Raw genomic sequence first — 10,980 nt, 5'->3', positions numbered from 1 at the left:
ACTAGACTCGAACTAGCGACCTCACGCCCCCCAGACGCGTACTCTAACCAACTGAGCTACACCCCGATTAGGCTTTTGTGATACTTTGTTTTTCAAAAGCGATGCAAAGGTAGAGAGTTTTTTTGATTCGTGCAATACTTTGGTGATTAATTTAACCAAAGTTAACTTAATTAGCCTGAATCTAACCTATGTGTTAATTAATTTTGCAATTCTCTTCTGCTGTGAGAGTGATTATGCTTTTTACGATTCTCATAAGGAGTAATGAAATATTCATCATAATAAGCAAGAAGGAGAGTGGTAAGAGGTATGGCTATGATCAGACCGATGAAGCCAAGAAGCGATCCCCAGATGGAGAGCGACAGGAAGATGATGGCAGGATTGAGGCTCATGGCCTTTCCTATGATTTTTGGAGTCAGGATGAAGTCCTGTATAACCTGAACTATGCAATATACCGCTATCATCTCCCAGAAGAGTGTCCAGAAACTACCTTCGCCACCAACCGACACTACAATGCAGAAAAGCGTCGCGGGGACAAGTGAGATAAGTTGGAGGTAGGGGACCATGTTGAGCAATCCGATGAACATACCGAGGACTATGGCGAGCGGAAGTCCTATGATCAGGAAGCCGATGCTGAAGAGGACTCCGACACAGAAGGCCACGAGAGCCTGTCCGCGGAAATATTGGTTCATGGAAGTTTTGACGTCGCGTCCGATCTTGAACACAGTGCGGCGATACTTTGGAGGTACCATCCGGCGGAAGCCACGTCCGATCTTGTCGTAGTCAAGCATGATAAACACGACATAGAGGAGCACGATGACCCAACTGAAAAGTCCCATTATGAGCGATACAGATCCGCTGATGACCTGCCATGAGGCATTGAGGCCCTCCTCAAACATCTTTAGCCATTCCTCGTGGGATAATTTACGCGCTATCAGCTCGAAATCGACATTGTTGCGGAGAAAATTGTGGAGTTCGGCTGGAATGAACGGGATTGCAGAATCGTTGCGTGTATAGTTCTTGAGTAATGCAGCCATCTGGCTTGCCTCATTGATGATGATCGGAACGACGAAATAGCATAGTGCCACGAAGAAGAAAGTCATCTCGAAAAGCGTGACAAAAGTGGCTATGACACGGCCGCGGAGGTTGAGCAACTGACGGTTGAACCTTACGAACGGTTCGAAGATATAGGCAATGAGACAGCCTACGCAAAATGGCAGGAGCACATCCTTGAGTGTGCTGATAAGCCATATCGCTCCAATGAATATCACACAATTGATGACCAGACGGACGGTTCGGTCAAGATCGTAGCGTTGGCGGGTAAACATGCTGTATATATTAATGTATATATTATATATGTGGTGGAAGATGCAATATCGGGCGCGAAATTACGCATTAAATTCCAATATCTCCATTATTTTTCATAATTTTGTGGGATAATATGGATGAGTACATATAATAAATTAAAATAAATACAATGGAAAAAGTAAGTCAAAGTTTTGTCGAGTCCGGACGGCAGTTGCTGTCCGATAAGGCTTGGGCAAGGTGGACGGCACTCGCGCTCATTGCGTCGATGATGTTGTTTGCCTACATGTTTGTCGATGTAATGTCGCCACTTCAGTCACTGATCCAGACTCAGCGCGGATGGTCGCCTGATGCGTTCGGCTATTATGCAGGTGCGGAGTATATTCTCAATGTGTTCGGCTTCCTTATTCTTGCAGGTATCATTCTTGACAAGATGGGAGTGCGTTTTACCGGCACGCTTTCAGCTTCGCTGATGGTCGGAGGTGCGCTGATCAAGCTCTATGCTATCAGCGATGCTTTTCAGGGTACGGGTCTCAACGAATGGCTCAGCTCATGGTGGACAGTGATGCCCGGCAGTGCGAAGCTTGCCGCTCTCGGTTTCATGATTTTCGGTTGCGGATGTGAAATGGCCGGAATCACGGTCTCCAAAGCTCTTGCCAAGTGGTTTGAGGGCAAGGAAATGGCTCTCGCTATGGGTCTTGAGATGGCTATCGCCCGCATTGGTGTGTTCTTCATCTTCACCATCTCACCCCGTCTGGCCGACAGTGTGGTTCCGCCGTCGGTTGTAGTTCCTGTGGCTTTCTGTTCTGCTCTGCTCTGCATCGGTCTCCTCTGTTTCATAGTGTTCACTTTCATGGATGCCAAGCTTGACCGCGAGATGGGAGCTACAAAGGTTGCAGAGGAAGCTGCGGATGAAGAATTTCAGCTTTCGGATGTCGGTGCGATTTTCAGCAGCAAGCTTTTCTGGATCATCGCTATGCTCTGTGTGCTCTATTACTCGGCCATCTTCCCCTTCCAGCGTTATGCTGCCAACATGCTTCAGTGTAACCTCGGCATTACCGAGACTCAGGCTTCCGATATTTTCCGCTGGTTCCCTGTAGGAGCTGCGATCCTTACGCCACCTCTCGGATATTTCCTTGACCGCAAGGGTAAGGGAGCAAGTATGCTGATCCTCGGAGCTATCCTGATGATCGTGTGTCATCTCACGTTTGCGTTCATAGTTCCCGCAACCAAGAGCGAGCTTATCACTTACTCGGCCATCGTCGTGCTCGGTATCTCCTTCTCTCTTGTCCCGGCCGCTCTCTGGCCTTCTGTTCCCAAGATCATGGACAAGCGATTCCTCGGAAGTGCTTACTCACTGATTTTCTGGGTGCAGAATATCGGCCTTGCTTTCGTGCCCATCATCATCGGTAAGATCATCACTTGGTCAAATCCCGGTGTGACCGATCCCGTCCAGTATGACTACACTATCCCGATGTGTTGCTTCGCAGCTCTCGGCGGTCTCGCTCTCATCTTCGGTATCATACTTAAATCTATGAATTCGATCCATCATTACGGTCTTGAAGATCCTAATATCAAGGCTGATTTTGAGGATGTGCGTCTTGACGGTGAGGCTTGATAGCCACCGCGTAATATTAGCAATAAATTAAAAAGATCGGGAGAATGTGCGCATGTGAGTCACATTCTCCCGATTTTATTATTTATTATCTCTCTCTTTTGTAAGTGTGTATTGAATTTGCCATACACATAAGCCCGGAGGCTTAACAATGTCTGCGTGTGCGCACGCACACAAAGGAATGTCAGAATGAACGTTCGCGACGCGAAGCGTCGATGCGCAGGAGGATGAAAAGAAGGATGGTGAAGCCCCACAGGGAAGAACCTCCGTAGCTGAAAAATGGCAAGGGGATACCGATGACAGGACACAAGCCTATGACCATGCCTATATTAATAGCTATATGGAAAATCAGGTAGCTTGCCACGCAGTAGGCATAGACACGTCCGAACACCGTCGGTTGACGTTCGGCAATGTGGATTATACGCAATATCAGTATGAGGAAGAGGAGGATTACTCCGGCTGCCCCGACCAGACCTTCCTCTTCGCCGACGGTACAGAAAATGAAGTCGGTATGCTGTTCGGGGACATATTTGAGTTTGGTCTGAGTGCCGTTGAGGAAGCCTTTACCGAACACACCGCCTGAGCCTATTGCAATCTTGGATTGATTGACGTTATAGCCTGCACCACGTAGATCCTCCTCCATTCCGAGAGCGACTTTGATACGCATCTGCTGGTGAGGCTGGAGAATCGAGGTGAAAGCATAGTTGACGGAGAATAGGAAGACAATCGAGGTCATGGCTGCACAAACCGTAATGATGAGTTTGCGCGCACGCGTCTTGAACATCAGAAGTACGCAATAGGCGAGGGCAGCCATTATGACAGTCACGAAGAATAATGTTCCCGGTACGGGGACTCCGAGGAGTTCGAGGGCAGTCACGATGATTCCGGTACCACCAAACCAGAAAAACACATTGCGGGCGGCTTCATATTCCTTACAGTATATGCCGAGCATAGCCACGATCATTATCATTATCATGATGAAAACCGCAGCCTGTCCTACCGGGATTCCGAGGAGCAGGCTTCCGGTAAACTTTACGGCTACAACAAAGAAGGTGACAGCACACACGGCTGCGAAGAGCACAAGGCCGCTCATGCCCTCACGGTAGAGGACAAAGAACAGCGAGAGATAGACGAGGGCTGATCCGGTCTCGTTCTGCGCCAGAATGAGAAGCACCGGGAGGAAGATGATCATCAGCGCGAGCATGTAGTTCTTGCGTGATGCATTGAGAACGAAATTATAGCTTGAGAACAGTTTCGCAAGGCAGAGGGCAGTGGCTGATTTGCCAAATTCTGCCGGTTGGAGGCTCATGGGGCCAAGTATGAGCCACGAACGTGATCCCTTGGTGTCCGGCGCGATGAAAATTGTGACCAACAGGAGCAAAAGGACAGCACCGTATATTATATAGGCATAGTTTTCATAGACGCGCACATCAATAAGCAGCAGGACAAGACCAAGAAGAAGCGAGAGTCCTATCCATCGGAATTGTTTGCCTGAAAATTCCGTGAAACTCAGCATATTGGCATGGTCAAAATCATAACTTGCAGCATAGATACTGACCATACCGGCCATGACGAGTATGATATAGAGGACGACTGTGAACCAATCGACATATTTCAGAACCGAACCGCTCTTTTCCTGTTCCACGTTATTGTTGAAGCTGATTAGTGATGAGGATTATTATATATTCTTGATGTAGGGGTAAGAGCCTGTACACGAAAATGGGATCAGTGTTTTTTCGTGCCGGCAAACTGTATGGTGTTGGACTGGAGCATACGTTCTTCAAGATACTTACGCTCAGGTGGAATGTAGCCGCGCAGATAACGTTCCATCACCAATGAGCCGATAGGCACACCGAATGTGGCACCGAAACCGGCATTTTCGACATAGACAGCAATAGCTATCTTGGGATCATGATAGGGAGCGAAGCCCATGAATGCGGAGTGGTCTTTTCCGTGGGGGTTCTGCGCCGTACCCGTTTTGCCACACACTTCTATGTCAGGAAGGTTGGCAAGACGGCATGTACCACCCGTGACGGCCATACGCATTCCTTCGGCAATATCGTTGTACCAGTGTGAAGCGATGGTAGGGGTATGCTTCTCAAGATATTGCGCAGGTACTACGGTGTCCTGTATCTCCTTGACTACGTGGGGTGTGATATAGTGTCCACGATTGGCTACGGTGGCACACAAGTTGGCGATCTGGAGTGGTGTTGCAAGGATCTCACCCTGACCGATGGAGATTGAAATGATGGTATTTGCACTCCAATGTCCCGCTCCGTACCATTTATTGTAGAAATCCACGTTGGGGATGAAACCACGGTATTCACCGGGCAGGTCAATACCGAGTTTATAACCGTAGCCCATTGATACCATGTGGTTCTTCCAGATATCGAATGCTTTTGCTGAGGTGCCGTATTTGCTCCTCTTATCGACCATAGCCTTGAAACCCCAGCAGAAATAGGCGTTGCATGATGTCTGGAGTGCCGGCTTGAGTGGCAGTGGCGAGCCATGACCGTGACAGCCTACGCGCAAACCTCCGGAAATAAATCCGTGGGCACACGGAAACATCGTACCGGTCGTGATTATGCCTTCCTCAAGGAGAATGAGACCTTGCGTCGGCTTGAAAGTCGAGCCGGGAGGGTAGGTGGCTTGGATCGCACGGTTGAACAATGGTTTGTCCGGGTCGGCCATCATCTTGTTGTAGTTGCCGCCACGCTCACGGCCCACGAGGAGGCTGGGATCATAGGAGGGTGCGGAGACAAGACACAGGATTTCGCCCGTCGAAGGCTCGATAGCCACGACAGCACCTTTCTTGTTCATCATGAGCGATTCGGCATACTGCTGAAGCTCGATGTTGAGTGAAAGTTTTATGTTCTTTCCGGCCACGGCGTCGCGGTCGAGCGCGCCCTCCTCATAACGGCCCTGAATGCGTCCGAGCGCGTCGCGCATGAGCACTTCAGCACCCTTTGTGCCACGCAGATGCTCCTCGTAAGTATGCTCTATGCCAATGTCACCGATATAATCGCCGGGCATGTAGTAAGCATCCTTGTCGATGTCCTTCTGTGAGACCTCGCGGACATTGCCGAGGACATTGGCAGCAGCCTTGTAGTTATATTCGCGCAGGATACGTTTCTGTATGTAGAAGCCGGGGAAACGGTAGAGTTTCTCCTGCAGACGGCCATATTCCTCTGCCGTGAGGTGGGTTATAAGTTTCTGCGGGGAGTAGGATGAATAACCGGGATTGCGTCGCTTGTCCTTCATGTCGATGAAGCGTTTGCGCAGATCCTCCGGAGTGATGTTGAGCGCGCGGCAGAAGTCGAGAGTGTCGAACTCCTTGACGTCGCGCGGAATCATCATCACGTCGTAGGCGGGCTGGTTATAGACCACAAGACGCCCGTCGCGGTCATAGATGATGCCGCGCGAAGGATAGACGGCCTTGCGGAGAAAGGCATTTGAATCAGCATATTCCTTGTATTTCGAATCAAATACCTGAAGGCTTACCAGACGGCAGATATAAATGATAGCGATTATCACGATGAAACCGCTGATCACATAGCGTCGTTTTGCGAGATTATAGTCTTTTCTCACTTCTTGGTGTCATGAAACTGTCAATCCCGACCATCAGGGCCATCGAGAGGATGGTGCTGAACACGATGCGCAGCAGAAGGGCTACGGGATTGAAGAATGTGAATGCTTCGATTAAGAATATAAGGGTACAATAGAGCAACGTCATCGTGAGCAGATATTTCAGATACGTTGCAGTTCCGAGAGAGTGCATCGATGGTTCAGGACGGATCATATCCTCCTCGCGCGGCACGTAGAGACGGAGAATAGGACGGCGGCACATGGCAAGGACAGTGCAGGCAACTGTGTTCATGCCGTAGGTGTCGGAGCATATATCTACAATGAGTCCGAGACAGAAACTGATGGTGAGCAACCAGTTGAGCGAAAGCGTTATGGGCAAGCGCAATATAAGGTAGATGAACACCAACGGGACAGCTACATTGAAAAGGCAGATGTGGTTAAACACAATAACCTGAGCCAGCACGAGGATGATACCTAAAAGGACAAATTTAAGCGTGGTCTTGCTCATGGATCAGTTTATGTTTTTGACTTCAAGTTCTTTTTCCACGACAGTCAGCTCGTCCTTCATATTGTCACGTATGACGCGGACGGTCGATAGTGTGGAGAAATCCGTGAAAAGCTTGATGCGGAGAGTGTAGAAGTTATCCTCGCGGTCGCGGCTTCCTGAAATGATGGTGCCGACAGGGACACCTTCGGGGAACACGGATGAATAACCGCTGGTGATGACTGTGTCACCCTTGACGAATTTGGCATGTTTCGGCAACTCTTCGAGGATTGCCTCGCCGGGATCACGGCCATCCCACACGAGCGATCCGACCTGCTCCTCGCCCTTGACTTTACACGAGAGGCGGAGGTAAGGATTAAGCACGGATATAAGACGCGCGGTGTGATCGCCAACCACATTGACTATGCCCACGATGCCGTTCTGGTCCATCACGCCCATCTCCGGTTCGATTCCGTCAAGCCGTCCCTTTTCAATAGTAATATAGTTGTGGGAATGATTGATGGAATTGTTTATGACGTGGGCAATGATGAAATGATAGCGGCTGAGGACTGAATCGACAGTCATTGTGTCGGCATAGAGTTTCAGATCGCGGTCGAGAATCGCGCTCTTGAGCCTGTAGTTCTCCAGTTCGAGTTCTGAAATGCTGCGCTGCAGATCTTCATTGATATCACGCAAAGAGAAGTATGATGTCACGTTGTTGGTCATCCGGTAGAGTCCTGAAGTCACCACATTGGCCGACGACAGATAGATGTGATGCTGGAAGGGGTTGCGTGAAAAAAGCAGCGCAAACCCTGCCACCAGATACAGGATGAATAGAAACCAAGAACTGTATTTGACAAAAAACTTTAGAAGCTCGCTCAATTTGAAAAGAGTATTATAGTGGGGGGATGAACTTTCATGTCATAACCGGTCATGATATCCGAAATTATATCAGACAAGACCATGAGTTTGACAGTCAGTCTTTTACGACAACGCATAAGCGGGACGCTTGAAAGAAGCGTCCTGACTTACGCAGTATATCGTCCGGAGTATTTCAAATATGTTTGCGTGATATTATCCCAAAAAAATCAGGCAATAAGACAGGGAGACAGGTAGTGGAACAGTCCAGTCAGAACCGGGACATCTGCCCGATCAACGGATGAGGAACGAGAACGTCTCGATGTTCTTGAGAGCTACGCCCGTACCTTTTGCCACTGCAAGGAGGGGATCCTCGGCGATGTGGAACTGGATGCCGATCTTGTCCGTGAGACGCTTGTCAAGACCGCGGAGCATGGCACCGCCACCTGCAAGGAAGATACCGTTCATCACAATGTCGGAATAGAGTTCAGGGGGAGTTTCGTCAAGGGCCTGAAGCACGGCAGCCTCGATGCGGGAGATGGATTTCTCGATGCAGTGTGAAATTTCCTGATAGCTTACAGGTACTTCCATCGGGAGGGCTGTCATCTTGTTAGGACCGTGTACGATGAAGTCTTCCGGAGGATTTTCAAGCTCGGTGAGGGCTGAACCGACATGGATTTTGATCTGCTCGGCAGTGCGTTCGCCGACCTTGACGTTGTGGACGCGGCTCATGTGTTCCATGATGTCGTCTGTAAGGTCATCGCCTGCAACCTGAATACTCTTGTTGGATACGATACCACCCAGCGAGATGACTGCGATCTCAGTGGTACCGCCACCTATATCGACAATCATGTTGCCCTGAGGAGCGAGCACGTCAATGCCGATACCGAGGGCGGCTGCCATAGGTTCGTAAATCATATAGACATCACGACCACCGGCATGTTCGGATGAGTCACGCACGGCACGGATCTCAACTTCGGTAGAACCGGAGGGAATGCCCACCACCATTTTCATGGAAGGGGAGAACCAGTTGCTCTTTGAGCTGGCTTTCTTGATGAGTCCGCGGATCATCATTTCGGCGGCGTTGAAGTTGGCGATCACACCCTTGCGGAGAGGGCGGATGGTCTCAATGCCGTCGTTTTCCTTACCCTGCATGAGCTTGGCCTCGCGTCCGACAGCGATAAGCTTGCCGGTGCGCTTCTCAAGGGCCACGATGGAGGGCTCGTCAATGACGATCTTGTCATTGTGAATTATAATCGTATTGGCCGTACCGAGGTCAATCGCGATTTCTTTGGTAAATGAAAATAATCCCATTTGTTATAATAGCGGTTTGTAAATTATATCCCCGGCAGGAGTTATGAGACCAATTGGTGGTCTCATAACTGTCCGTTCAGAGGATAATATGTGTGAGGGGGAGATTAATGCTTGAAGTGACGGAAGCCGGTGGTGACCATGGCCATGTCATGCACATTGCAGAAATCCACACTTTCGTTGTCGCGGATTGATCCTCCGGGGTGGATCACGGCTGTCACACCTGCCTCATGAGCGATCTCTACGCAATCAGGGAAGGGGAAGAATGCATCTGAAGCCATTACCGCACCGTGAAGGTCAAACCCAAAGGAGTGGGCCTTTTCGATGGCCTGTTTGAGGGCATCGACGCGTGATGTCTGACCGACACCGCTTGCGAGGAGCATACCGCCCTTTGCGAGAACGATAGCGTTGCTCTTTGAGTTCTTCACGATCTTGTTGGCGAAGAGGAGATCGGCAGCCTGTTCGGGAGTGACGGCCTTCTCAGTCACTTGCTTGAGATCCTCGACAGTCTCAATCTTGAGGTCACGATCCTGAACGAGTGCGCCGTTGAGGATGGAACGGAACTGACGCTTGGTGTCAAGAGGTTTCTTAATGATGAGGATGATGCGGTTTTTCTTCTGCTTGAGGATTTCAAGAGCTGCATCAGTATAAGCGGGAGCGATGATGACTTCAAAGAAAATCTTGTTGATTTCCTCTGCTGCAGTTTCGTCAACAGTGCCGTTGGTAATGAGCACGCCGCCAAATGCGCTGACGGGGTCACCTGCAAGTGCGTCCTTCCATGCTTCGGCAATAGTGGGACGGGTTGCGAGGCCACATGCATTGTTGTGCTTGAGAACTGCGAACGTAGGCTCGGTAAATTCTGAGATCAATGTTACGGCCGCATCGATGTCAAGGAGGTTGTTATAGCTAATCTCCTTACCATGAAGCTGGGTGAACATGGCGTCGAAATCACCGAAGAAAGTTCCGTTCTGATGAGGATTCTCTCCATAGCGCATTTTCTTTGCGTCATCAAAAGCAATGCGGAGTGCATCGCGCTCCTCGATGGCGCAGGGGGCAGCTGTGGAGGCGAAATAGTTAAAGATGTCAGTGTCGTAGCCTGATGAAACGGCAAATGCCTGTGCTGCGAACCAGCGACGCTCGTCAAGAGTTGTGGATGCGCCGTTGCGCTTGAGGGTTTCAGCGAGAGGCTTGTACTGTGCCTTAGAGGCTACAATGACAACATCGTTGTAGTTCTTGGCAGCAGCGCGGATGAGCGAGATGCCGCCTATGTCGATCTTTTCAATAATGTCAGCTTCGGATGCACCGGATGCAACTGTCTCGCTGAAAGGATAGAGATCGACAATCACGAGGTCGATCTCAGGGATTTCGTATTGGGCAATCTGACCACGGTCACCTTCATTGTCGCGGCGGTTGAGGATGCCACCGAAGACTTTGGGGTGAAGAGTCTTGACGCGGCCGCCGAGAATGGAGGGGTAGCCGGTGAGATCCTCAACGGCATCACATTCGTAGCCTAAACTTTCAATAAAAGAACGGGTACCCCCGGTTGAGAGAAATTTAACACCGTCGGCATGGAGCAACGACAATATTTCTTCCAGTCCGTCTTTGTAAAAGACTGAAATGAGCGCGGTCTTGATTCGTTTGTTGTCAGACATCGTTTATAAAATTCTGAACTTGTTGTGAAAACTGATATTTTGAAAGTGCAAAGTTAGTGAAAAATACTCAAATCCACAGCGAATTTGCAAGGGATTAAATTATAAATTTTGATAAAAGTTTTTATTAAGAGTATAGAGCATGGAGAGGGTATAGGTAAAAAAGAAGGCAGCCC

Annotated in this window: 8 protein-coding genes; 1 reads left to right on the top strand and 7 read right to left on the bottom strand. The window is 49.5% G+C overall.

Annotated elements, in window-relative coordinates; translation table 11 throughout:
- Positions 1-197: 197 nt before the first annotated feature.
- On the bottom strand, positions 198-1,325 hold the full coding sequence (locus K2G41_RS05295) for an AI-2E family transporter (protein ID WP_300115841.1): 1,128 nt from the start codon (positions 1,323-1,325) through the stop codon (positions 198-200).
- A 245-nt stretch (positions 1,326-1,570) separates the two neighbouring features.
- Between K2G41_RS05295 and K2G41_RS05290 the strand changes: the two genes are divergently transcribed.
- Entirely contained in the window at positions 1,571-2,920 is a 1,350-nt protein-coding gene (locus K2G41_RS05290; RefSeq protein WP_300115843.1) for an MFS transporter, read from the top strand.
- A 181-nt stretch (positions 2,921-3,101) separates the two neighbouring features.
- Here K2G41_RS05290 and rodA read toward each other — a convergent pair whose 3' ends face one another.
- The 6 genes from rodA to purH all read right to left on the bottom strand — a co-directional run bounded on the left by rodA (position 3,102) and on the right by purH (position 10,807).
- Positions 3,102-4,562 (bottom strand): rod shape-determining protein RodA, encoded by a 1,461-nt coding sequence (gene rodA / locus K2G41_RS05285; RefSeq protein ID WP_300115838.1) that lies wholly within the window; start codon positions 4,560-4,562, stop codon positions 3,102-3,104.
- 80 nt (positions 4,563-4,642) lie between these two features.
- Complete coding sequence (gene mrdA, locus K2G41_RS05280; protein WP_300115835.1) at positions 4,643-6,505, bottom strand: penicillin-binding protein 2; 1,863 nt, start codon at positions 6,503-6,505, stop codon at positions 4,643-4,645.
- The gene (locus tag K2G41_RS05275) at positions 6,489-7,010 is read right to left on the bottom strand and encodes a rod shape-determining protein MreD (RefSeq protein WP_300115826.1); all 522 of its coding nucleotides are present in this window, start codon (positions 7,008-7,010) and stop codon (positions 6,489-6,491) included. Before K2G41_RS05275 ends, mrdA begins: the two co-directional genes overlap by 17 nt.
- Positions 7,011-7,013: 3 nt before the next feature.
- On the bottom strand, positions 7,014-7,868 hold the full coding sequence (mreC, locus tag K2G41_RS05270; protein ID WP_300115813.1) for a rod shape-determining protein MreC: 855 nt from the start codon (positions 7,866-7,868) through the stop codon (positions 7,014-7,016).
- A gap of 270 nt (positions 7,869-8,138) precedes the next feature.
- Positions 8,139-9,158 (bottom strand): rod shape-determining protein, encoded by a 1,020-nt coding sequence (locus tag K2G41_RS05265; RefSeq protein WP_107030999.1) that lies wholly within the window; start codon positions 9,156-9,158, stop codon positions 8,139-8,141.
- Positions 9,159-9,262: 104 nt separating this feature from the next.
- Complete coding sequence (gene purH / locus K2G41_RS05260) at positions 9,263-10,807, bottom strand: bifunctional phosphoribosylaminoimidazolecarboxamide formyltransferase/IMP cyclohydrolase (RefSeq protein WP_300115808.1); 1,545 nt, start codon at positions 10,805-10,807, stop codon at positions 9,263-9,265.
- Positions 10,808-10,980 lie beyond the last annotated feature (173 nt).

Origin of the sequence: Duncaniella sp., assembly GCF_029056165.1 — a bacterium.
In the GTDB taxonomy this organism is placed as follows: domain Bacteria; phylum Bacteroidota; class Bacteroidia; order Bacteroidales; family Muribaculaceae; genus Duncaniella.
Note: the sequence above shows the minus strand (reverse complement) of the source record. Positions and strands in the feature narration are given on the sequence as shown.